This window comes from Leucobacter sp., assembly GCF_053528595.1.
Genome location: NZ_JAIVPF010000026.1, coordinates 61,513 through 83,618 on the forward strand (window position 1 = coordinate 61,513; position 22,106 = coordinate 83,618).

Consider the following 22,106-nt stretch of genomic DNA (forward strand, 5'->3'; position numbering starts at 1 on the left):
GACGCGGCCGGGCCCGCGACCCGGACCCCGACGCGCTACTCCCCCGCCAGCACGTCGAGCGCGTGCTGCAGATCCTCAGGGTAGACGCTCTCGAACTCCACCGGCTCGCCGCTGCCCGGGTGCCGGAAGCCCAGCCGCATCGCGTGCAGCCACTGCCGGGTGAGTCCGAGGCGCGCCGAGAGCGTGGGATCCGCCCCGTACATGGCGTCACCGACGCAGGGGTGCCGCTGCGCCGCCATGTGCACGCGGATCTGGTGGGTGCGGCCGGTCTCGAGCTCGATCTCGAGCAGGGTCGCGTAGGGGAACGCCTCGAGCGTCTCGTAGTGCGTCACGGAGGGTTTGCCGTCGCGCGTCACCGCGAACTTCCACTCGTGCGCGGGATGCCGGCCGATCGGCCCCTCGATCGTGCCCGAGAACGGATCCGGATGCCCCTGCACGACCGCGTGGTAGATCTTGTCGACCTCGCGCTCCTTGAAGGCGCGCTTCAACTCGCTGTAGGCCCGCTCGCTCTTGGCGACCACCATGAGCCCGCTCGTGCCGGCGTCGAGCCGGTGCACGATGCCCTGCCGCTCGGGCGGCCCCGAGGTCGCGATGCGGTACCCGGCGCCGGCGAGCGCGCCGAGCACGGTCGGCCCCTCCCATCCGAGCGAGGGGTGCGCGGCGACGCCGGCCGGCTTGTCGATCACCACGATGTCGTCGTCGTCGTGCACGACCCCCAGCTCGGGCAGGTGCACGGGGACCACCTCGGGGCCGCGCTTCTCCTGCCACTCGACCTCGAGCCAGCCGCCCGCCGCGAGCCGGTCGGATTTGCCGAGCGCCCGCCCGTCGAGGCTCACGCCGCCCGCCTGGGCGATCTCGGCCGCGAAGCTGCGCGAGAATCCCAGCAGCTTCGCGAGCGCGGCGTCGACCCGCTCCCCCGCCAGCCCGTCGGGCACCGGGAGGCTACGCCGCTCCATCGCCGCGCCTCTCTCCCTCGTCGGCCGCGGGATCCTCCTCGGCCGCGGGGTCCCGATCCGCGGGATCCTCCTCGACCGCGGCGGCCGCGGAATCCTCGTCGACCGCCGAGTCCTCCTCACCGGCGGCTCCGCGGCGCGCGCGCGGCGAACCGTCGATGGGCAGGCCGATCAGGCTGATCACCACGAACAGCACCATGCCGATCACGATGCCCATGTCGGCGATGTTGTAGATGGCGGGATTGAACCCCAGCCACATCCACGGCGTGAGGATGAAGTCGATCACGTGCCCCTCGGGGAACCCGGGCTCGCGGGTGAGGCGATCCGTGAGGTTGCCGAGCACGCCGCCGAGCAGCAGTCCGAGGAAGAGCGCCCAGGAGATCGAGCGCAGGCGCCGGATCTGCCACAGGATCACGACCACCACGACGGCCGCGAGGATCGTGAAGATCCAGGTCGCGCCGCTGGCCATGGAGAACGCGGCGCCGGGGTTGCGCACGAAGTGCCACTGCAGGAACTCGCCGAGCACGGGCACGGTGCGCCCCTCGGGCAGGGTGGCGACCACCCAGTTCTTCACCAGCTGATCGGCTGCGAACACCGCAATCGCGACGCCGAGCAGGAGCAGAGGCACCAGCCGGCGTCGCGATGAGGGTGCGGTGGCGGCGGGGGCCACCACGTCGGAAGCGTCGTTCACGCTCCCGGCTACTGCAGACCGTCGGGCGCGCCCGCGGGCTCGGGCGAGCCGTCCAGGCCGCGCAGCTGGGACTGGATGTACGAGCGGAGCGTGGAGCGGTACTCGCTCTCGAACTGGCGCAGGTCCTTGATCTTGAACTGGAGGTCGCTGCGCTCCTCGCCGAGCACGCGGAGCTCCTCGGCGCGCTGCTTCTGCGCCTCTTCCACGAGCTGCTTGGCGGTGCGCTCGGCGTCCTCGATCATCTGATCGCGCTTGGCCTCGGCCTCGGCGATGAGCTTGTCGCGGGTGGTCTCGCCCTCGTGCACGTGCTTGTCGTGCAGCTCGAGGGCGAGCTGCAGCATCGCGCTCGACTTGACGGCGTCCGCCTGCGGAGTGGTGGTCTCGACGGGAGCGGCGGGGGCCGCCGCGGGCACCGGTGCCGGAGCGGGGGCCGGCGCATCGACGACGATGGTCTGCTCCGAGGCAGCGGTCTCCTGCTGTCCGCCCTGCGCGCCCTTCGACGCCTCGCAGGCCTCCAGCTTGGCGGTGAGATCCGCGATCTGCGCGCGCAGCTCTTCCTTCTCCTGCTCTTGCTGGCGCAGCTCCTCGACGATCGTGTCGAGGAAATCGTCGACCTGGTCGAGATCGTAGCCGTCGCGGAACTTGGTGATCGTGAACTTCTGATTCACGACATCTTCGGGAGTCAGGGCCATCGTTACGTCTCTTTCGCTTCGGGACCACTGACGTGGTCGTGGGTCAACGCTAGCAAACAAAGTCGGGTTCGCGCAGGTGGAGGACCGCCTGTCACCACCATCCGGGGATGATGGCCAGCAGGATCCAGCACGAGATGAGCGTGAGCATCCAGCCGAGGTCGAGCATGACCTGGCCGAGCCTGATCGGCGGGAGCACCTTGCGGAACATCTTGATGGGGGGATCCGTCACGGAGTAGACGAACTCGACGAGCACGGCGACGAGCCCGCGGGGCCGGAATCGCCGGTTCAGCACCAGGATCCAGTCGATCACGAGGCGCACCCACAGGAGCAGGATGTAGATCCGCAGCACCACCCGCACCAGGCTGGTGAATACGAGGAGGATCTCCACCGTCTACGCCGAGGGCGCCACGAAGAACGAGCCGCTGTCGTTCTGACGCGAATCTTCGCTGCCGACCTCGATGTGCTCCGGGGACAGCAGGAACACCTTGCTCGTCACGCGCTCGATCCGGCCGTGCAGGCCCATCGTGAGCCCGCTCGCGAAGTCGATGAGGCGCTTCGCATCCCCCTCGTCCATGCGGGAGAGGTTGATGATGACCGGAACGCCCTCGCGGAAGCTCTCCGCGATGACCTTCGCGTCCTTGTACTCGGTCGGGTGGACCGTGAGGATCTCGTTCATGGGCTGCTGCGCCGGCGGCTTCGTCGGCGTGACGCGACGCAGGGGCGTCACCGACGCGCGCTGCGGGGCCGCGGGGCGAGCCGGCTCGGTCTTCGCCGAGGCGGCGGCGGGTGTCGCGCGCGCGGCGGCGGGCGCCTTCTGCTGCTGCGCCGCCGTGTTCTGCTCCTCGAGTTCCTCTTCAGCGAGACCCAGGAACACCATGGTCTTCTTCAGCGGGTTGCTCATCTTCTCTCCCAACGGTGCGGTGCTTCGAGACTATCTGGGCTCCGGGCGATTCCCCGTGATTGCGCTGCCGATTCGCAGGTGTGTCGCACCGTGCGCGATCGCCTCGCGGTAGTCGTGAGTCATGCCGGCCGAGATGGCCGACGCGGCCGGATCGAGCGCGCGCACGCGCTCCGAGTACCCGGCGAGCCGCTCGAAGGCCCGCGCCGGCTCCTCTTCGAGCGGCGCGACCGACATCACGCCGCGCAGGCGCAGCGAGGGCGCCTCGAGCACTCGTTCGGCGAGCGCCTCGATGCCGTCGGGAGCGACGCCGCCGCGGGCGGGATCGTCGGTGAGGTTGATCTGCACGAAGGCGTCGATCTCGCGATCGACGTCGGCGAGGACGTCGACGAGGCGCTCGCGATCGATCGAGTGGATGGCGTGCGCGTAGCGCGCCGCCTGCCTGGCCTTCTTGGTCTGCAGCTGACCGATGAAGTGCCAGCGGAGGTCGAGCGCCGCGAGCTCCTCGGCCTTCGCCTGCGCCTCCTGGTGCCGGTTCTCCCCGACGTCGCGCACGCCGAGCTCCGCGAGAGCGGCGACGAGCGCTGCCGGGTGGAACTTGGTGACGACGATCAGGGTTGCGTCGTCGGGATCCCGGGAGGCCGACCGGCAGGCGTCCGCGATCCCCGACCGCACCTCCGCCAGCCGCTCGCCGAGCCCGGGGAATGCAGCGGAGTCGAGGGGTCCCACGGCGCCTACTTCAAGAACTCGGGGATGTCGAGGTCGTCGTCGTCATCGCCGTCGAAGGCCGGGTCGGAGAGCTGCGCCTCGACCGGCGGGTTCAGCACCTCGCCGAACTGCCCCGTGGCCGGGTTCTTGACGTCGGCGTCGCGTTCGAGCGAAGCGTTGAAACCGGGGAAGCCGAGACCGGTGGCCTCGCCCGTCGAGGCGGCGCGACCGGCGGGTACCGCGGCCACCTCCTCCAGGCTCTCGACGTGGCTGCCGCGGCGACCGCGCTCGGGGGCGGTGACCTGCGGCGAGGGCTCGGTGTCGAAGCCCGCGGCGATCACGGTCACGCGCACCTCGTCGCCGAGCGTGTCGTCGATGACGGTGCCGAAGATGATGTTGGCCTCGGGGTGCACCACGTCCTGGACGAGGGTCGACGCCTCGTAGATCTCGCTGAGGGCGAGGTTGGACGAGCCCTGGATGGAGAGCAGCACGCCGTGGGCGCCCTCGACGGAGGCCTCGAGCAGCGGCGAGGCCACGGCCAGCTCGGCCGCCTTGATGGCGCGATCGGCTCCGCGGGCGGATCCGATGCCCATGAGCGCGGCGCCGGCGCCCTGCATCACCGATTTCACGTCGGCGAAGTCGAGGTTGATGAGACCGGGGGTGGTGATGAGGTCGGTGATCCCGGAGACGCCGGCGAGCAGCACCTGGTCGGCGGCGGCGAAGGCCTCGATCATGCTGATCCCCGGCTCGCTGATGTCGAGCAGACGGTCGTTGGGCACGACGATCAGGGTGTCGACGGCCTCGCGCAGCGTGTGCACGCCGACATCGGCCTGCGCGGCGCGGCGCTTGCCCTCGAAGCTGAAGGGCCGGGTCACGACGCCGATGGTGAGCGCGCCGATGGACTTGGCGATCCGTGCGACGACCGGCGCCGCACCGGTGCCGGTGCCGCCTCCCTCGCCCGCGGTGACGAACACCATGTCGGCCCCGGCGAGGGCCTCCTCGATCTCCTCGGCGTGGTCCTCGGCGGCCCGGCGGCCCACCTCGGGGTCCGCGCCGGCGCCGAGTCCGCGGGTGAGCTCACGACCGATGTCGAGCTTCACGTCGGCGTCGCTCAGCAGCAGCGCCTGGGCGTCGGTGTTGACCGCGATGAACTCGACGCCGCGCAGGCCGAGCTCGATCATGCGGTTGACGGCGTTGACCCCGCCGCCGCCCACGCCGACGACCTTGATCACCGCGAGGTAGTTCTGGTTCCCTGACACCTGGATCCTCCGCCCCTAACCTTCAACCTCTAGCTGAAGTTAAAAGTTAGTATTGCCGTATACATTTCCTGCGCACCACGCTAAGGGTCCGCACCCGGCTCGCGCCGCAGACACGCCGCGATTCGTCGGCAGAACGCGGATGCGTGCGGACGCCGGCGCTCCGGCGGTCCGCGCGGGCATCCGCGCCGAGGGGACGGCCGCCGTCAGCGGAAGACCGGCGCGTCGGGCGAGGAGACGTCGATGAGGTCCAGGGGGCGATCGCCCAGCGCGGTCAGCATGGTCTGCAGCACCGCGGCCTTGGACGGGATGCGCTCCGCGTCGCCCCAGAGCACCCGTACCCCGCTCGCCAGGGTGAACGTGACGTCCTGCGCGCTCGAGGCCGCCACCCCGACGATCTGCTCCCGCAGCTCGGCCGGCATGTCGCGCAGCGTGCGGGCCGCCGACTGGAACGCGGCGGAGGACAGGTCGGCGACCGATCCGCTCGCGGCCGGGACCCCCGCGGGCGGGGCCTCTCCACTGCCCAGCAGCACCCCCGCCGCGTCGTAGAAGGCGTACCCCTCGTCCCCCTCCTGCACCGAGACGACCGGGATCCGCTCCTCGATGCGGACGACGAGCGTGTGGGGCGGCACACGCTCCACCGCGTAGCGCTGGATCAGCGGGAACGGCTCGAGCGCGCGGTGCACGTCGGCATCGTCGACCAGCGCCAGCGGCCTGCCGTCGAACCTCGCGAGCGCCTGCTCCACGTCGCCCTGGTTGACGGTGCTCGCACCCACGACCTGCACCTCGCGCACCGCCATCAGCGGGGTGAACGCCCCCACCAGCACGAAGAGCGCCAGCCCGGCCACGGCGGCGCCCGCGATCAGGGCGTTCCGACGGCGACGGCGCGCATCGGCGGCGAAGCGGCGGCGTTCGCTGCGGATCCGCGCGCGCCTCAGCCGGCCCGCCTCGCGCACGCGCCGCTCGGCGGCCCGCACCGGGTCGGCGTCGCGTCCCGCCCGCAGTCTCGCCAGCAGCGATCCCCGGGACTCGGGATCGGACTCGGCGACCGCTGAGGAGCGCGCCTCGCGCACCTCGCTGAGGTCCACGGTCGGGGCCGCGTCGGCCGAGCGGTCCGCGGCCCGCGCGTCGGCACCCGGCTCCCCGGCGGACCCGGGACTCGAGACGGGCCCGGAGCCCGCGACGGGTGCGGGCCCCGACTCGGACGCGGGTTCCGGCTCCGGCCCGGAATCCCGATCCGGCACGGGATCCGCATCCGCGCCGGGACCCGCGGGAGCGCCGAGGCGGGCGCGCAGCGCGTCTGCGAAGGTCCGTCTCCCCCGGTCGGCACCGGCCTCCGGGCGGGCCGGGGCTCCCGGCTCCGGCTCGGCGAGCGGCTCCTCGGCGGGCGCGCCGAACGCCGGACGCTCCGGCTCGGGCGTCCGGTCGAAACCGCTCGGTCGCTTCATGTCGCGGAGCTCAGCCGGCCTCGGGCTCGAAGCGCTCGCGCAGAGCCTCGACGACCTGCGGGATGATCCGGTAGACCGTGCCGCAGCTCATCGTGACCATCACGTCGCCGGGGCGAGCGATCCTCGCCAGGTAATCGGCCGCGTCCTGCCACTCGGGCACGTAGGCGACGCGGTCCTGATCCGCGAAGTCGTCGGCGACGAGCGCGCCCGTGACGCCCTCGACCGGATCCTCGCGCGCGCCGTCGACCGCCAGCACCACCGTGTGATCGGCCCCCGCCTCGAGCACCTCGGCGAACTCGCGGTGGAAGAGGCGCGTACGGCTGTAGAGGTGCGGCTGATGGATCGCGATGAGCCGGCCGTCGCCCACCACGGCGCGCGCCGAGTCGAGCAGCGCCGCGACCTCGGTGTGGTGGTGCGCGTAGTCGTCGTAGACGCGCACTCCGCCCACCTCTGCGTGGAACTCGAAGCGGCGCTTGGTGCCCGCGAACTCCGCGACGGCGGCGAGCGCGGGACCCGCCGCGAAGCCGAGTCCCGTGAGCACCGCGAGCGCGCCGACCGCGTTCACCGCGTTGTGGCGGCCGTAGACCGCGAGCTGGACCTCGTGCCGTTCGGGGGCGCCGTCCCGGCCGGTGAGCTCCACCGCGAAGCGCACCGGCCCCGAGTCGTCGATGGACACGATGCGCACATCGGCGTCGGCGGACTCGCCGAAGGTGCGGATCGGCGCGGATCCCCCGGACGCCCGGAGCGCGTCGAGCACCTCGAGCGCGCCGGGGTCGTCGGCGGAGATCACGATCTGCTCGCGGGCCCCGCGCGCGAAGTCGACGAAGGCCTGCATGAACGCCTCGCGCGAGCCGTAGAAGTCGAGGTGCTCGGGGTCGACGTTGGTGATGAGCGCGACCGCCGTGTCGTAGAGCAGGAAGGACTTGTCGCTCTCGTCGGCCTCGATCACGAAGAGGTCGTCGTCGCCCGGGCCCGAGCTCACGCCGAGCGACTCGATGATGCCGCCGTTCACGAACGAGGGATCGGCGCCGAGCCCGAGCAGCCCGGTGACGATCATGCCGGTCGACGTCGTCTTGCCGTGAGCCCCGGCCACCGAGACGACGCGCCTGCCGCGCGCGAGCCAGGCGAGCCCCTGCGAGCGGTGCAGCACCGGCAGCCCCTTCGCCAGTGCCGCCTGGTACTCGGGGTTGTCCTGCCACAGGGCGCCGGTCACCACGAGCGTGTCGGCCTCCCCCACGTTCGCCGCGTCGTGACCGATGGCGACCGGGATCCCGATCTCCTCGAGCGCCGCCGTCGAGTAGTTCGCGCTGCGATCGGATCCGGTGACCGGCACACCCGCCTGGTGCATCATGCGCGCGATCCCGCTCATACCCGATCCGCCGATACCCACGAAGTGCACCCGTCCCAGGTCGTCGGGGATCTCCATCTCGAGATCGGGGTAGATCATGTGTCCTCCTCGCGAATCAACACTCCAGGGTACCGCTCCCGCCCCGGGCGTCCACCGGGAGCCCCGCCTCAGCCCGCGAGCGCCTCGCGCACCAGCGCGAGCAGCCGCTCGGTGCCGTCGAGGGATCCGGCCGCCCGGGCGCGCTCGGCCATGCCGGCGAGCCGCTCGTCGTCGTTCACGAGCGGGATCAGGGTGTCGCGCACCCACTCCGGGGTGAGCTCCGCGTCCTCCACGAGCAGCGCGCCGCCCGCCGAGACGACCCCGGCGGCGTTGAAGCGCTGCTCGCCGTTGCCGTGGCTGTAGGGTGCGAACACGGCGGGGATCCCGAGCCCCGCGAGCTCGCTCACGGTCGTCGATCCCGCCCGCGACACCGCGAGGTCGCAGGCCGCGAGGGCGAGATCCATGCGGTCGCAGTACGGGATCACCTCGTACCCGGGCACATCCGGGTCCTCGAGCTCGGTGAGCCCGCCCCAGATGTGCAGCACCTGGATCCCGGCCGCAGTGATCGCCTCCGCCGCACCGGAGAGCCCCCGGTTGATCGCGCGGGCGCCGAGCGAACCGCCGGTGACGAGCAGCGTGCGGCGCTCCGGGTCGAGCCCGAAGTGCTCGCGCGCCGTCGCGCGCAGCGCCGCGCGGTCGAGACCCGTGATCTCGGGCCGCAGGGGCATGCCGGTGAGCCGGGCGTTCCGGATCGGCGTGCCGGCGAAGGTCACGCCGACGTAGGGGGTGCTGCGCGCGCCCAGCCGGTTCGCCATGCCCGGCTTCGCGTTGGCCTCGTGGATCACGACCGGCACGCCCTCCCGGGCGCCCGCGCGGTAGGCCGGCGCGGAGGCGTAGCCGCCGAAGCCGACCACCGCGTCGACGCCGCGCTCGCGGATGAGCCCGCGGACCTGCCGCACGGCGCGCGCGAAGCGGGAGGGGAACCGGAGGGCTGCGAGGTTCGGCCGACGCGGGAAGGGCAGCCGCTCGATGTGCACGAGCTCGTAGCCCCGCTCGGGCACCAGGCGGGCCTCGAGCCCCTCGCGGGTGCCGAGCACGACGATCCGCGCGTCCGGCTCCTCGGCCCGGATCAGGTCCGCGAGCGCGAGCAGCGGATTCACGTGGCCGGCGGTCCCGCCGCCGGCGAGCAGATAACTGGTCATCGATGAGTCCTTCCGGGCCCGCGCGCCGTGCGCGGCGCCGCCGCGAGCTCCTCCTGGTAACGGGCGCCGTCCCGCGCGATCGAGATCACCACGCCGATGGCGGCGAGACACGCGATGAGCGCCGTGCCGCCGGAGCTCACCAGCGGGAGCGGCACGCCGAGCACCGGGAACACGCCGATCACGACGCCGATGTTCACGAAGGCCTGCCCGACGATCCACACCAGGATGCCGCCGACGACGGCGCGCCCGAAGCGGTCGCGGGCCCGCGAGATGATGCGCAGCATGATGCAGGTGAGCGCGACGAACAGCGCGATCACGAGCAGCGCGCCGATCATGCCCAGCTCCTCGCCGATGATGGCGAAGATGTAGTCGTTGTCGGCGGCGGGCAGCCACGACCACTTGGCCTTCGAGTTGCCGAGCCCCACGCCGAGGATGCCCCCGTTCGCGAGCGCCCACCGGCCGTGCGTGGCCTGCCAGTCGATGCCGCTGTAGTCGTCCGTGCCGCCGGAGTGGCTGAGCAGGCGCCGCATGCGGTTCTCACTCGTCACGACGAAGAGCACGACCGCGAGCACACCGGCGAACACCGTGACCCCCAGGGTCTTCCAGCTGATGCCGCCGAAGTACATCGCCCCGAGCATCATCACCGCCATGATGAGCACGGTGCCGAGATCGTGACCCAGCAGCACCGACCCCAGCGCGATGAGCGCGCCGGGGATCACCACGGGGATGAGCTCGTGGCGCATCTGACCGAGCAGCGGCTCCTTCCGCAGCAGCACGGCCCCCACCCACACGACGAAGGCGAGCTTGAGCGCCTCCGAGGGCTGGGCGCTGAAGCCGCCGATCTGGATCCAGTTGCGGTTGCCGTAGACCTCGATGCCGAGGGGTGTGAACACCAGCATCTGCAGGGCGAGGCCGAGCGCGAGCAGCCCCCAGGCCCATCGCTTCCAGAAGTCGACCGGCATCGCCGCGGCGAGGAGCATGAGCGGAAGCCCGACGAGCGCGAACGTGGCCTGGCGCCAGAAGCCGCCGAAGAAGCCCTGGTCGGCCAGGTACGAGGTGATCGACGACGACGAGAGCACCATGATCAGGCCGAAGCCGACGAGCAGCAGCGTGATGGCGTAGAGCGCCACCACCGTGCGATCCGTGCCGGTGCGCAGCACTGAGCCGAGGCTGATCCGGGCCTGGCCAGGAGCTCGCCCCGTCGCTTCGGCGGATCCCTCAGCCACGCCGATCACTCCCGCTCGCGCGCAGCGCGATGATAGTCCAGGATCGCCTGCGCGATCTCGGCCGGCTCGGCGCCGCGGGCCCGCGCGAGGGCGCTGGCGGCGAGCAGGTCCTGCACGAGCTGCGGGGTGGCGAGCCGGAGCTCGGCGAGCTCGTCGAGGGTCACCAGCTCGTACGCCTCGCTCCGCCGCTCCGCGTGGAAGCCGCGGTCGACGAGGATCTCCTCGACCACGCCGAAGCCGCTCGGCGGCGGCGAGTCGAGGCCGAAGCTGATGGCGCGCGCGCCCTCGACCACGTCGGCCTCCTCGACCATGCGCTCGGTCTCGGGGTCGGCCCGGTTGTAGACGCAGGCCACCTGCGTGTGCTCGTACACGCGCGCCATCGCCGCCCACCCGGCGCCCGCGCCGTCGGGATCCCCGCTGTCGTCGCGCTCCTCGTCGAAGTTGAGGCAGACGCTCGCGTACGGAGAGATCTCGCCGAGCCGCGCGAGCTGCGGCGCGGAGAGCTCCAGCACGATCGCGTCGTATCCCTGCGGATCGCGCAGCGCGTCGAGGACGGGCGTCTCGGCGTCGCCGGCGGGGGCGACGCGCAGGCCGGAGGCCGCGAGCATGTGCGCGGTGAGCCGCGCCGTCGTCGTCTTGCCGCGGGTGCCCGCGATGCAGATCCAGTCGGCGATCCGATCCGTCTTGTCGCGCAGACGCCAGCCGAGCTCGATGTCGCCCCAGACGGGGATGCCCCGCGCGGCGGCCCACGCGATGAGCGGGTGGTCGACGTCGAACCGGGGGGACGCCACGACGAGATCGGGGCCGAAGGCCGCGAGGTCGCCGAGCTGCTCCGGGTGGCTCTCGGCGCGGAACCGCTCGCCGCCGATGACGTCGAGCAGCCGCTCCCGATCGGGGTCCGGATCCGCGTGGATCACGCGCACCCGGGCGCCCAGCTCGACGAGCGTGTCGGCGACCGAGAAGCCGATCGCCCCGAGCCCGAGCACCGCGACGCGCAGGCCCGACCAGTCGTCGTGCCAGCTCGCGAGGCCGGCCACGCGGGCGCGCCCTCCGGCGCCGGTCTCGTTCGTCTCCATGCCGCTCCCGCTCACTGCTGCAGCAGCCATTCGCCGTAGAAGGCCCCGACGCCCGTCACCGCGAACAGGCCGGCGATGATCCAGAACCGCACCACCACGGTCACCTCCGCCCAGCCCTTGAGCTCGAAGTGGTGGTGGATCGGGCTCATCAGGAAGATGCGCTTGCCCTTCGTCACCTTGAAGTACAGGCGCTGCAGGATCACGGAGCCGGTCTCGATGATGAAGAGCCCGCCGATGAGCACGAGCAGCAGCTCGGTGCGGGTGAGGATCGCGAGCGCGGCGATCGCGCCGCCGATCGCCATCGAGCCGGTGTCGCCCATGAAGACCTTCGCCGGGTTGGTGTTCCACCAGAGGAAGCCCACGAGCCCCCCGAGGAACGCCGTCGAGATGACCGCGAGGTCCATCGGGTCGCGCACGTCGTAGCATCCGGGCTCCACCTGGAGCACGCAGTTCTGCGCGCCCTGCCAGAAGCCGATGATGAGGTACGCGCCGAACGCGAAGATCGCCGCGCCGGCGGCGAGGCCGTCGAGGCCGTCGGTCACGTTGACCGCATTGGTCGTTGCGGTGACGATCACCATGATCCAGATGGTGAAGAGCACGATGCCGGCGACCGCGCCGAGCACCATGAAGTCGAAGGGCAGGTCGCGGAAGAGCGAGATGCGCGTCGAGACCGGGGCGACGCCCGCGTCGTTCACGAACTGCAGGCCGAGCAGCGCGAACGCGACCGCGATGGCGATCTGGCCCGCGATCTTCGCCCAGCCGCTCAGACCCGCCGAGTGCTGCATGCGGGCCTTCATGAAGTCGTCGATGAAGCCGACGAGTCCGGCGCCCACCGCCATGAGGATGACGAGCAGCGCGGAGGGAGTGGGCGTCTCGCCCATCACCAGTTTGCCCACGAAATAGGCGATGACCGATCCGGAGAGGAAGATGAGGCCGCCCATGGTGGGCGTGCCCCGCTTCACCTCGTGCTCCTTCGGGCCGTCGACGCGGATCGGCTGGCCCCAGCGCAGACGGTTGAATCCGCGCACGAAGAGCGGCGACAGCAGCAGCGAGTAGAGCAGCGAGAAGCCGCCGGCGATGAGCAGCGCGATCATGCGAAGGCCTCCCCCAGGCGGTCGCCGAGCCGTTGCAGTCCGGCGGCGTTCGACGACTTCACGAGCACCGTGTCATGGGGCTGCAGGGTGCGCAGCAGGTAGTCGTACGCCTCGTCCTGCGTTTCGAAGTAGACGCTCTCGCCGTCCCAGGAGCCCTCGTTGATGGCGCTGATGTGGAGGTGGCGCGCCTCCTTGCCGACGACCACGAGCTCGGAGATGCGCAGCCGCACCGCCTGCAGGCCCACGCGGATGTGCTCCTCGATGGAGTACTCGCCGAGCTCGCTCATGGCGCCCAGCACCGCGACGGAGCGCCCCTCGGGGCGCCGGATCTGCGCGAGGGTGCGCAGCGCCGCGCTCATGGAATCGGGGCTCGCGTTGTAGGCGTCGTTCACGACGGTGACGCCGTCGCGGCCGCCGAGCACCTGCATGCGGCCGGGCGCCGCGAGCGTCGCGGCCTCGAGCACCTCGACCACGTCGCCGAGCGGCAGCCCCAGCTCGATGCCGACCGCCGCGGCCGCCAGCGCGTTCGCGACGTGGTGCTCGCCGAGCACTCGGAAGCGCACGGGCAGCGCCTCGCCGCCCGCGTGCAGGGTGAACCGCGTGCCCCCGGCGTCCGAGTCGACGTCGCTCGCGCGCACCTCGGCCTCCGGATGCAGGCCGAACCAGCGCACGCGCGCCGAAGTCAGCCCGGCCATCTGCGCCACGCGGGGGTCGTCGCGGTTGAGCACCGCGACCGCGTCCTCCGGCAGGTCCCGCACCATCTCGCTCTTCGTGCGGAAGGTGGTCTCGATGCCGCCGAACTCGCCGGCGTGGGCGAGTCCGACCGAGAGCACCACGCCGATGTGCGGCGGCGCCATGCGCGTCAGCCGCTCGATCTCGCCCTTGGCGCTCGCGCCCATCTCGGCGACGAGGGTGCGGGTGTCCGGCTCCACGCGCAGCATCGTGAGCGGACCGCCCACCTCGTTGTTGAAGGACTTGGCGGAGGCCACCGTCGGCCCCAGCCGCTCGGCCATGGACGCGACCAGGTTCTTCGTGGTGGTCTTGCCGTTGGAGCCGGTGATGCCCACGATCGTGAGCCCGCCCCGCTCGCGCACGCGGCGCACGACCTCGGTGGCGAGCGCGCCGAGCGCCTCCGTCGTCTCCTCGACCACGATCTGGGGCGCGCGGTCGTCGACCTCTCGCTCGGCGACGACGAGCGCCGCCCCCGCGTCGACGGCCTTCGCCGCGAAGAGGTGCCCGTCGGTCTCCTCGCCGCGGCGGGCGAAGAAGACCTGGCCGGGCCGCACCTCGCGCGAATCGGTCTGGGACTCGCCGGCGACGACGGCCTCGGGGCCGGCATCGCTCGCGCCGAGCACCAGCCGGCCGTCCACGGCGGCGGCGATCTCCGCCAGCGTCATTTCGATCACGGAAGCAATCCTGCCTCGCGGAGCGCTCCGCGTACCTCGTCACGCGCCGAGTAGGGGAGGATCTGCCCGGCGACTTCCTGATAGTCCTCGTGTCCGGGACCGGCATACAGGATAACGTCACCCGGCTCGGCGATCGAAACGGCGAGGCGCACGGCCGCGCGGGGGTCGCCCTCCTCGATCACCGCGGCGCGTTTCGCGGAGCGCGCACCGGCGATCAGCTGCGCGCGGATCGCCTCGGGCGGCTCCGAGCGCGGGTGGTAGTCGCAGACGATGACCGTGTCGGATCCGGCCCCGGCGATCCGCCCCATCTCCTCGCGCTTGGTGGTGTCGCGGTCGCCGTCGGCCCCGAACAGGAAGATGACGCGGCCGGGCGCGACCTCCCCCAGGGCGTCGAGCATGGCCTGGAAGGCCCCGGGCGTGTGGCCGTAGTCGACGAAGAAGCGCGGGCCGGCGTCGAGCGGCAGACCGGGGTTCATGCACTCCAGGCGGCCGGGGATGTACACGGGGATGCGACCGTTCTCGAGGCCCGCCTCCACCCGGGAGATCGGGATCCCCGCCTCGTGCAGCATGATCAGTGCGAGCGCGGCGTTCTCCGCCATGAAGCGCCCGAACAGCGGCACGCTGCCGCGGAAGCGGGCGCCCTCCGGCCCCTGCAGCACGAAGGACACGCCGTCGATGGTCTGCCGGGTGATCGCGAGGTGCCAGTCGGCGGCCTGCCCGTACTCGGTCGCGAGCCGTGTCACGGGAATCCTCGACTCCCGTGCGATCCGCTGCCCGTAGGGCGAGTCGACCACCACGACGCCCCGCTCGGCGTGCTCCGGCGCGAAGAGCGCCAGTTTCGCCGCGAAGTAGCTCTCCATGTCGCCGAAGTCGTCGAGGTGGTCCTGCGAGAAGTTGTTGAACGCGACCACGTCGAAGCGCACGCCGTCGATGCGATGCCGCTCGACCGCGTGCGCGGAGACCTCGAGCGCGATCCCCTCGACGCCGCGCTCGCGCATGCGGGCCAGCAGGCCGTGCAGCTCGGAGGCCTCGGGGCTCGTGAGGTTGGACACGATCACCTCGTCGCCGATCCGCCGCTCGGCGGTCGAGCTGAGTCCCGTGGTGATGCCGGCGGCGCGCAGCAGCTCGGCCAGCAGGTAGACCACACTCGTCTTCCCGTTGGTCCCGGTGATCCCGAAGACCTTGGCGGGGAGATCGGCCGTGCCGTAGACCGCCGCCGCGACCTCGCCCAGCAGCTCGCGCGGGTGTCCCGCCGAGACGAGCACCGGGATCCCGATCCCCCGCTCACGGGCGATCTCGAGGCCGGCGGCGTCGGTGAGCAGCGCCGAGGCTCCGCTCCGCTCGGCCTGATCGGCGAACTCGGCGCCGTGACGACGCGCGCCGGGCATGCCGACGTAGAGGTCGCCGGGCCGCACGTCGCGGGAGTCGAGCGTGACGCCGCTCGCGGCCGCGTCGCCGAGCTCGCCAGCCGCGGCCTCCAGCCCGTAGCGCTCGGCCAGCCGGACGAGCGGAAGGGGTCGGGGATGCTGCGGCCGAATGCTCAGCGCGTCTCCGGTACTCACGTGCGGGTGCCTCCTGGGCCTCGGGTTCAGTACTCCGTCGGCAGGGGCTCGTACTGCCCCGAGGACGGCGGGATCTGGAAGGTTCGGATGGTCGCCTCGGCGGCTTCGTGGAAAGCGGTCAGCGCGGCCGTCGCTCCATCCCCCGACTTGGCGAACGCAATCGATGCTACCGCGACGTACCGGGGGTCGTCGGCGGGGAAGACGCCCGCGAAGGAGTTGACGAAGTCGCTGCGGTAGAGCCCGGTCGCGGGATCGACCTGCTCCGCCGTACCGGTCTTGCCCGCGAGGCGGTAGCCCGGGATCGCGATGATGTCCTTGAACCACGCCTCGTTGGCGACCGTCTCGAGCATCTGCATCACCTGGTCGGCGGTCTCGGGGGTGACGGCCTGCACCGGGTCGCCGTGGTCGGGCCGGTGCTCGTCGCCGTCGGCGCCGGTGCAGCTGCTCACCAGGGTCGGCGGCACGCGCTCTCCCCCGTTCGCGATGGCCTGGTAGGCTCCCGCGGTCTGCACGATGGTCGAGGACACGCCCTGCCCGAACATCGTGTTGTAGGAGGTCTGGCGGTCCCACTGGTCGACGGGGATGAGCATGCCCGAGTCCTCGAGGGGCATGCCCGCCTGCGTCGAGGTGCCGATGCCGAAGCGCTGCAGGTAGTCGTAGCGCACCTGCTCGCTCAGCGCGCTGCCCAGCATGGAGGTGCCGACGTTCGACGACTGGGTGAGGATGCCGGTCAGGGTCCACTGGGTGGGCGGGTGCGAGAACGAGTCGCCGAACCGCACGTTCGGCTCGGGTTCGAGGTAGTCGGGTGTGAGGTTCTGGGTGAGCGGGGTCGCCGCGCCCTGATCGATGAGGGCCGCGGCGGTGATCGTCTTGAAGGTCGACCCGGGCTCGTAGGGCGAGGTGAAGGAGCGCGCCTCGCGCTTCGCGGGATCGGAGCCGTCGACGTCGTTGGGATCGACCGAGCCGTCCTCGGCCACGGCCACGAGCTCGCCCGTGCGCGCGTCCATGATCACGAGGTAGCCCCACTCCGCCGAGACCTGCTGCACCTGCTGGTTGATCGCCTGCTGCGCCTCCCACTGCAGATCGCGGTCGATGGTGAGCTGCACGGTGCCGCCGTCGACGGCCTTCTTCTCGACCACCAGGCTGCCGGGCAGCGCCACGCCGTCCGCTCCCCGCTCGTACACCTCGGAGCCGTCGGTGCCCGTGAGGCACTCGTTCTGGGACAGCTCGACGCCCGACTGCGGCTCCTCGTCCTGCCCGGCGAAGCCGACGAGGTTGCCCGCGACGGCGCCGTTGGGATAGGTGCGCTGGTGCTGCGGCGTGAAGGTGAGCCAGCCGATGCCGAGCTTCTTGAGCGCGTTCAGCTGGGAGAGGTCGATCCCCCGCTTCACGTAGGCGAAGTCCGACTTCGGATCCTTCGCGAGCGCGTCGTCGACGATCTTCTGGATGTCCTCGGCGCTCTGGCCGGTGACCTCCCCGATCTCCGCGAAGGCCTGCTCGGCGGTGACCTCGACGGTGGCGGCGCCGCCGCGTTCGGGATCGGTCCGCCAGAACCGGCCCTGGTTGAGCCGCGTGTTCTTCGGGGAGAGCTGCACGTCGTAGCGCTCGTCGGTCGTCGCGAGCACGTTGCCGTTGCGGTCGACGATATCGCCGCGCACGCTCTCGATGGGCACGGGGACCGCCCGCTTGCCCTTCGCCTCCTCGCTCAGCGCCGCGGCCGAGACCACCTGCACGTCGACGAGGCGTACGAGGAACACCATCGCGGCCGCGATCACGATGACGAGCGCCACCGCCCGACGCAGCGAGGAGCCGCGCAGTCTTGGCATCCCGTCTCCCTTCTCGTCCGTCGCCTCGTGTGGGTGCCGCCCGTGTCCGGGCCGCTCAGTGGGTGTCCGGGGCGGGCAGCTTGCCCTTCCACCGTACCGGCGCCTCGACCGGGGCGTCACTCGAGGCTTTCAGCTGATTCCGAGATACGAGCAGGCCGGCCGCGTCAACCACCGGCATCGACTCGAGCGTCGAGTTCGGGATCAGGTTGCCCCGCACCTCGGAGGTCGGTGACTCGAGGGAGCCGAGGATCGCGCCGTCGCTCAGGCGCAGGGTGGCCGGGCGGGCGTTCTGCACCATGCCCAGCGTCGCCGCGTTCTCCGCGAGGTTCTGCGGGGAGGCCAGCCGGTCGACGTTCTGCGCCAGGACGCGCTCCACGCGCGCGAGATCCCGCTGCTCGATCTCGAGGGCGCGCGTCTCGTACGCCCCCTGCGACACCGCGATGCTCAGGCCGAGCTGGGTCGCGAGGATCGCGAGCACGACCCCGACGGCGACGAGCGCACCGAGGAGCGGGCTGCCGCCGGGCCGCCGCGCAGCGCGGGGCGCCGGCGGGGCGAGCCGCAGGTGGCGCTCGGGCCGGTCCGGATGGTCCGGGGCCGGGAGCTTCGGCGCCGTCGCGCCGAGGCCGAGCAGCGCGTCGCGCTCGATGTCGATCGGAACCGTGTTGCTCATCGCACGTCCCTCACTCGCTCGGCGGCGCGCAGGCGCACCGGGATGGCCCGCGGGTTGCGGGACCGTTCGTCGTCGTCGGCGAGCTCCGCACCGCGGGTGAGCAGGCGGAACTCGGGGCGGTGCTCGGGCAGCTCCACCGGCAGTCCGGGCGGCGCCGTCGACCGGCTGCGCTTCGCGAGCTCGCGCTTCACCAGGCGATCCTCGAGCGACTGGTAGGACATCACCACGGCCCGGCCGCCCGTGCGCAGCAGCGCGAGCGCCGCCGGGATCGCCCGTTCGAGCACCGACAGCTCGCCGTTGACCTCGATGCGGAGCGCCTGGAACACCCGCTTCGCGGGATGCCGCTGATCGCGCACCGCCGCCGGCGTCGCCTGCTGCAGCACCTCGACCAGTCGTGCGCTGCGCTCGATGGGCGCCTCCGCGCGGGCCGCCACGATCGCGCGGGCGTACCGGGCGGCGAGCGGCTCCTCGCCGTAGCGCTCGAAGATGGCGCGCAACCGACCCTCGGGGGCGGTCGCGAGCACCTCGGCCGCGGTCTCGCCGCGACTCTGATCCATGCGCATGTCGAGCGGGGCGTCCTGTGCGTAGGCGAAGCCGCGCTCGGCCTCGTCGAGCTGCAGCGAGGAGACCCCGAGGTCGAAGAGCACGCCGTCGATGCGCTCGAGGCCGGCGCCGCGCACCGCGCGCTCGATCTCGTCGTAGACGGCGTGCACGGGCACCGCGCGGTCGCCGAAGCGCTCGAGCCGGCGACCGGCGAGGGCGAGGGCCTCGGTGTCGCGGTCGAGACCGATCAGCGTCAGGCCCGGGTGCGCGTCGAGCAGCGCCTCGCTGTGACCGCCCATGCCGAGCGTGGCGTCGACCACCACGGGGCTGCGCCCTTCGGCCGCGCGGCGTTCGATCGCCGGGGCGAGCAGTTCGAGGCAGCGCTCGAGCAGCACCGGGGTGTGCAGCGCGCTCGGGTCTCGTGATTCGTGCTGGGTCATCGTCGTTCCGGGCTAGAACATGCCCGGGATCACCTCCTCCTCGATGCCGGAGAAGGCCGACTCCTGCTCGGCCAGGTAGCGCTGCCAGGCCTCGGCGTCCCAGATCTCGGCGCGCGAGCCGGCGCCGATCACGGCGAGCTCGCGGTCGAGGCCCGCGTACTCGCGCAGGCTCTGCGGGATCGTGATCCGGCTCTGCTTGTCCGGGGCCTCGGGGTGCGCGCCGGACAGGAACACGCGCAGGTAGTCCCGCGCCTGCTTCGAGGTGACCGGGGCCTGGCGGATGCGATCGTGCATCTCCGCGAACTCCCGCTCGCTGAACACGTACAGGCAGCGCTCCTGCCCCCGGGTGATGACGAGGCCGTCGGAGAGTTCGTCTCGGAACTTGGCCGGAAGGATCACCCGGCCCTTCTCGTCGAGTCTGGGCGTGAAGGTTCCGAGAAACACGGATACCTCCCTCCCTCGACTGTGGAACACCACACTACTCCACTTTCCTCCACTTGCCTCTTTTTCCGCTCCACTTTCTCCCCCACCAATGCCAGATCCGCGTGATTCCGCGGAAGTAGTCGCACCTGAAGAAACGAGCGCCCCGCCGCGCCCCGCGCGTTTCCCCCGGAGAAGTGCCCTGCAGAACCGCGGAATCACGCGCTGCACGCACCGTCGGCAGACTGAAGTGGAGCGAAGTGGAGGGATCACGCATCGGCAGCGCGGAGACACCCGTCGGCCGCGATCGCCGCCGAGACGGCGGGATCCGAGTCGCAGCCGCGCTCCCTCAAGACGCGTCGCCCTGCTCGCGCGTCAGGAGATGTCACCAAACCGGAGGAATGGCAGGAACTACTGACGCGCCCGGCGAGGGAACGCAGCACGGGGTCGGATGGGGTGCATCGCGAGTCGGGGACGGGGGGACGCACCACAGGTCGGGTGGGGGAGGCATCACGGGGCAGATGGGGGGAAAGCGTCACGGGGCGGGCATCCCGGGCACGAAAAAAGGGACCGCGGTCACCCGCGGCCCCTCGTTCTGGAAACCCGTCTGCAGAAGCCCTGCGCTAGCGTTCGCCGCCCATGCGCTCGTCCCAGCGGCGCTCCATGCGCTCGCTGAGCGATTCGCGGCCGGCGGCGCCCTGGGCATCGCCGTTCTTCGCCCCTCCGGAGAGCTCCGATTCGATGCTGGGCTCCGGCCCTCGCCAGAACATCAGCATCACGCCGCCGAGCATGACGGCGAAGCCGATGAGCCCCAGCCAGAGCTGCTGCGCCGCAACACCTCCGACGAGCACGCCCACTCCCACCAGCACCACGATGATGCCGAGCACCAGCGACCGGTAGTTGACCCGGCGGCGGCTCACCGGAACCGTCTGCATCACGTCGGCTTCGCTCTGGTAGAAGCCTCGTTCCATCTCGTCAAGCAGCCGCTGCTCGCGTTCTGACAGCGCCATGACGACCCTCCTGGAGTTGCTTCACTTTTTTCGAAAACTCGTACGGCCTTCGCTGATTACAGTCTACTTCTCCGCCCCACGACTAGGCTAGTTGCGTGCAAGAAACGACGCGACTCGCAGGGCTTATTCAGGAGCGGATCGGCGACACGCTGGCCCGTCATCGCCGGGCCCTCGAACCGCTCGGACCCGACGCGGAGCCCCTGCTCGACGAGGCGCTCGGCTTCCTCTCGGGCGGCAAGCGCTTCCGCGCGCAGTTCGCGGCGCTGGGATACCGCGCCACACGACCGCTCGACACCTCCTCCGAGGTCGACGGCGAGCTGGGCGCGGTGCTCGACGCGGCGTGCGCGCTCGAGCTCTTCCACGCGGCGGCCCTCATCCACGACGACGTGATCGACCGCTCCGCCACCAGGCGGGGCCGCCCGGCCGTGCACCGGTCCTTCGCGGCGATGCATCAGCGGCTCGGCTGGCGCGGGGATCCCGAGCACTTCGGCCTCGCCGGCGCCATCCTGCTCGGCGACCTGCTGCAGTCCTGGGCCGACGAGCTGCTGCAGGCGGCCTGCGACGCCGTGCCCGATCGCGAGGCATCGCTGCGCACCCGCGGGCACTTCAACCGCATGCGCAGCGAGGTCGCGCTGGGGCAGTACCTCGACGTGCTCGAGGAGCAGCAAGCGGTCTTCGCCGAGCACGCCGAGCAGCTCGAGCGATCGACTCGCGTGCTCGTCTACAAGTCCGCGAAGTACAGCGTCGAGGCGCCGCTCCTCATCGGCGCCGCCCTCGCGGGGGCCGACGAGGAGCAGGAGCGGTGCCTCGCGGACTTCGGCCTCCCGGTCGGGGTCGCATTCCAGCTGCGCGACGACCTCCTCGGCGTCTTCGGCGACGAGGAGCTCACCGGCAAGCCCATCGGCGACGATCTGGCCGAGGGCAAGCGCACGGTGCTCGTCACCCTCGCGCGGGAGGACCTCCCGCCCACCCAGCGGCGCATCTTCGACGATCTCCTGGGCAGCGAGCTCGATCGCGAGCAGGTGGCGATCCTGCAGCGCACGATCCGCGAGAGCGGTGCGGTGGAGCGGGTCGAGGAGATGATCACCCGCAACGTCGACCGGGCGACCGAGGCGCTGCGGAGCGCGCCGATCCGGCCCGACGCGGCGGAGATGCTCCACAGGCTCGCCGAGCGCGCGGCTCGCCGCACCTCCTGATCGTCAGAAGGCGAGCGCCTGGGTGGCGCGCCGCACCGCGCTCTTGCGGCCGGCCCGCAGTGCCTCGACCGGGCGCTCCCCCAGCTCGTCGTTGTGCGCGAGCAGCCAGGCCACGGCCTCCTCGTCCGCGAATCCCGCGTCGAGCAGCACGAGCAGCGTGCCGCGCAGCGGAGGCAGCGGGTGGTCGTCCACCACGAACTCGGCCGGCACCTGCAGCACGCCGTCGATGCGCACCGCTGCGAGCTGATGGTCCTCGATGAGCCGGTGGATCTTGCCCGGCGCGAGATCGAAGCGCTCGACGAGCTCGGGAATCGTGAGGAAGGTCGTATCGGGTGCAATGTTCTCTGGCACGCTTCAACTCTGCCAGCGTCGTGCAACGATCGCAATCCGCGACAGTTCGGC

Annotated in this window: 22 protein-coding genes; 1 reads left to right on the forward strand and 21 read right to left on the reverse strand. The window is 71.6% G+C overall.

Going from position 1 to position 22,106, the window contains the following annotated elements; translation table 11 throughout:
• Positions 1-35 precede the first annotated feature (35 nt).
• From ACWKZU_RS05990 to ACWKZU_RS06085, 20 genes are all read right to left on the reverse strand, one after another.
• Positions 36-956, reverse strand: a complete 921-nt coding sequence (locus ACWKZU_RS05990) for an RluA family pseudouridine synthase (protein ID WP_449281486.1) — start codon at positions 954-956, stop codon at positions 36-38.
• Complete coding sequence (gene lspA / locus ACWKZU_RS05995; protein ID WP_449281487.1) at positions 943-1,644, reverse strand: signal peptidase II; 702 nt, start codon at positions 1,642-1,644, stop codon at positions 943-945. Before lspA ends, ACWKZU_RS05990 begins: the two co-directional genes overlap by 14 nt.
• A gap of 8 nt (positions 1,645-1,652) precedes the next feature.
• Complete coding sequence (locus tag ACWKZU_RS06000; protein ID WP_449281488.1) at positions 1,653-2,336, reverse strand: DivIVA domain-containing protein; 684 nt, start codon at positions 2,334-2,336, stop codon at positions 1,653-1,655.
• Between the two features lie 91 nt (positions 2,337-2,427).
• Complete coding sequence (locus tag ACWKZU_RS06005) at positions 2,428-2,724, reverse strand: YggT family protein (protein WP_449281489.1); 297 nt, start codon at positions 2,722-2,724, stop codon at positions 2,428-2,430.
• 3 nt (positions 2,725-2,727) lie between these two features.
• Positions 2,728-3,237 carry a cell division protein SepF gene (locus tag ACWKZU_RS06010; protein ID WP_449281490.1) on the reverse strand — a complete coding sequence of 170 codons (510 nt, stop codon included), beginning with the start codon at positions 3,235-3,237 and terminating at the stop codon, positions 2,728-2,730.
• A gap of 30 nt (positions 3,238-3,267) precedes the next feature.
• Complete coding sequence (locus ACWKZU_RS06015) at positions 3,268-3,963, reverse strand: YggS family pyridoxal phosphate-dependent enzyme (RefSeq protein ID WP_449281491.1); 696 nt, start codon at positions 3,961-3,963, stop codon at positions 3,268-3,270.
• Positions 3,964-3,968: 5 nt separating this feature from the next.
• Positions 3,969-5,201, reverse strand: coding sequence for a cell division protein FtsZ (gene ftsZ / locus ACWKZU_RS06020; protein WP_449281492.1), 1,233 nt, complete (start codon positions 5,199-5,201; stop codon positions 3,969-3,971).
• 203 nt (positions 5,202-5,404) lie between these two features.
• Positions 5,405-6,646 carry an FtsQ-type POTRA domain-containing protein gene (locus tag ACWKZU_RS06025; RefSeq protein WP_449281493.1) on the reverse strand — a complete coding sequence of 414 codons (1,242 nt, stop codon included), beginning with the start codon at positions 6,644-6,646 and terminating at the stop codon, positions 5,405-5,407.
• A gap of 10 nt (positions 6,647-6,656) precedes the next feature.
• Positions 6,657-8,093 carry a UDP-N-acetylmuramate--L-alanine ligase gene (gene murC / locus ACWKZU_RS06030; RefSeq protein ID WP_449281494.1) on the reverse strand — a complete coding sequence of 479 codons (1,437 nt, stop codon included), beginning with the start codon at positions 8,091-8,093 and terminating at the stop codon, positions 6,657-6,659.
• A 68-nt stretch (positions 8,094-8,161) separates the two neighbouring features.
• A complete protein-coding gene (locus ACWKZU_RS06035; RefSeq protein WP_449281495.1) occupies positions 8,162-9,235 on the reverse strand; it encodes a UDP-N-acetylglucosamine--N-acetylmuramyl-(pentapeptide) pyrophosphoryl-undecaprenol N-acetylglucosamine transferase in 1,074 nt (357 codons plus the stop codon).
• Positions 9,232-10,470: a putative lipid II flippase FtsW gene (gene ftsW / locus ACWKZU_RS06040; RefSeq protein WP_449281496.1), complete on the reverse strand. Its 1,239-nt coding sequence runs from the start codon at positions 10,468-10,470 to the stop codon at positions 9,232-9,234. The genes ACWKZU_RS06035 and ftsW overlap by 4 nt, the downstream gene beginning before the upstream one ends.
• Positions 10,467-11,567, reverse strand: coding sequence for a Mur ligase family protein (locus ACWKZU_RS06045; RefSeq protein WP_449281497.1), 1,101 nt, complete (start codon positions 11,565-11,567; stop codon positions 10,467-10,469). The genes ftsW and ACWKZU_RS06045 overlap by 4 nt, the downstream gene beginning before the upstream one ends.
• Positions 11,549-12,631, reverse strand: a complete 1,083-nt coding sequence (gene mraY / locus ACWKZU_RS06050) for a phospho-N-acetylmuramoyl-pentapeptide-transferase (protein WP_449281498.1) — start codon at positions 12,629-12,631, stop codon at positions 11,549-11,551. Before mraY ends, ACWKZU_RS06045 begins: the two co-directional genes overlap by 19 nt.
• Positions 12,628-14,037 (reverse strand): UDP-N-acetylmuramoyl-tripeptide--D-alanyl-D-alanine ligase, encoded by a 1,410-nt coding sequence (locus ACWKZU_RS06055; RefSeq protein WP_449281499.1) that lies wholly within the window; start codon positions 14,035-14,037, stop codon positions 12,628-12,630. The genes mraY and ACWKZU_RS06055 overlap by 4 nt, the downstream gene beginning before the upstream one ends.
• Positions 14,034-15,599 (reverse strand): Mur ligase family protein, encoded by a 1,566-nt coding sequence (locus tag ACWKZU_RS06060; RefSeq protein ID WP_449281500.1) that lies wholly within the window; start codon positions 15,597-15,599, stop codon positions 14,034-14,036. Before ACWKZU_RS06060 ends, ACWKZU_RS06055 begins: the two co-directional genes overlap by 4 nt.
• Before the next feature lie 26 nt (positions 15,600-15,625).
• Complete coding sequence (locus ACWKZU_RS06065; RefSeq protein ID WP_449281501.1) at positions 15,626-17,425, reverse strand: peptidoglycan D,D-transpeptidase FtsI family protein; 1,800 nt, start codon at positions 17,423-17,425, stop codon at positions 15,626-15,628.
• 55 nt (positions 17,426-17,480) lie between these two features.
• Complete coding sequence (locus ACWKZU_RS06070) at positions 17,481-18,095, reverse strand: hypothetical protein (RefSeq protein WP_449281502.1); 615 nt, start codon at positions 18,093-18,095, stop codon at positions 17,481-17,483.
• Positions 18,092-19,078, reverse strand: coding sequence for a 16S rRNA (cytosine(1402)-N(4))-methyltransferase RsmH (gene rsmH / locus ACWKZU_RS06075; RefSeq protein WP_449281503.1), 987 nt, complete (start codon positions 19,076-19,078; stop codon positions 18,092-18,094). Before rsmH ends, ACWKZU_RS06070 begins: the two co-directional genes overlap by 4 nt.
• Positions 19,079-19,090: 12 nt before the next feature.
• Positions 19,091-19,522 carry a division/cell wall cluster transcriptional repressor MraZ gene (mraZ, locus tag ACWKZU_RS06080; protein WP_449281504.1) on the reverse strand — a complete coding sequence of 144 codons (432 nt, stop codon included), beginning with the start codon at positions 19,520-19,522 and terminating at the stop codon, positions 19,091-19,093.
• 599 nt (positions 19,523-20,121) lie between these two features.
• Positions 20,122-20,508, reverse strand: coding sequence for a DUF3040 domain-containing protein (locus tag ACWKZU_RS06085; protein ID WP_449281505.1), 387 nt, complete (start codon positions 20,506-20,508; stop codon positions 20,122-20,124).
• A 95-nt stretch (positions 20,509-20,603) separates the two neighbouring features.
• Between ACWKZU_RS06085 and ACWKZU_RS06090 the strand changes: the two genes are divergently transcribed.
• Positions 20,604-21,704, forward strand: a complete 1,101-nt coding sequence (locus ACWKZU_RS06090; protein ID WP_449281506.1) for a polyprenyl synthetase family protein — start codon at positions 20,604-20,606, stop codon at positions 21,702-21,704.
• 3 nt (positions 21,705-21,707) lie between these two features.
• On the opposite strand, the gene ACWKZU_RS06095 is transcribed toward ACWKZU_RS06090, so the two are convergent.
• Positions 21,708-22,055 (reverse strand): Rv2175c family DNA-binding protein, encoded by a 348-nt coding sequence (locus tag ACWKZU_RS06095; protein WP_449281507.1) that lies wholly within the window; start codon positions 22,053-22,055, stop codon positions 21,708-21,710.
• Between the last annotated feature and the right edge of the window lie 51 nt (positions 22,056-22,106).

Excerpts from the sequence above, each read along its gene's own strand:
- ACWKZU_RS06085 (WP_449281505.1), bottom strand. The coding sequence starts at position 20,508 with ATGGCGCTGTCAGAACGCGAGCAGCGGCTGCTTGACGAGATGGAACGA.
- murC (WP_449281494.1), bottom strand. The coding sequence starts at position 8,093 with ATGATCTACCCCGATCTCGAGATGGAGATCCCCGACGACCTGGGACGG.
- ACWKZU_RS05990 (WP_449281486.1), bottom strand. The coding sequence starts at position 956 with ATGGAGCGGCGTAGCCTCCCGGTGCCCGACGGGCTGGCGGGGGAGCGG.
- ACWKZU_RS06045 (WP_449281497.1), bottom strand. The coding sequence starts at position 11,567 with ATGGCTGCTGCAGCAGTGAGCGGGAGCGGCATGGAGACGAACGAGACC.
- ACWKZU_RS06010 (WP_449281490.1), bottom strand. The coding sequence starts at position 3,237 with ATGAGCAACCCGCTGAAGAAGACCATGGTGTTCCTGGGTCTCGCTGAA.
- ACWKZU_RS06000 (WP_449281488.1), bottom strand. The coding sequence starts at position 2,336 with ATGGCCCTGACTCCCGAAGATGTCGTGAATCAGAAGTTCACGATCACC.
- rsmH (WP_449281503.1), bottom strand. The coding sequence starts at position 19,078 with ATGACCCAGCACGAATCACGAGACCCGAGCGCGCTGCACACCCCGGTG.
- ACWKZU_RS06065 (WP_449281501.1), bottom strand. The coding sequence starts at position 17,425 with ATGCCAAGACTGCGCGGCTCCTCGCTGCGTCGGGCGGTGGCGCTCGTC.
- mraY (WP_449281498.1), bottom strand. The coding sequence starts at position 12,631 with ATGATCGCGCTGCTCATCGCCGGCGGCTTCTCGCTGCTCTACTCGCTG.
- ACWKZU_RS06070 (WP_449281502.1), bottom strand. The coding sequence starts at position 18,095 with ATGAGCAACACGGTTCCGATCGACATCGAGCGCGACGCGCTGCTCGGC.
- ACWKZU_RS06035 (WP_449281495.1), bottom strand. The coding sequence starts at position 9,235 with ATGACCAGTTATCTGCTCGCCGGCGGCGGGACCGCCGGCCACGTGAAT.
- ACWKZU_RS06025 (WP_449281493.1), bottom strand. The coding sequence starts at position 6,646 with ATGAAGCGACCGAGCGGTTTCGACCGGACGCCCGAGCCGGAGCGTCCG.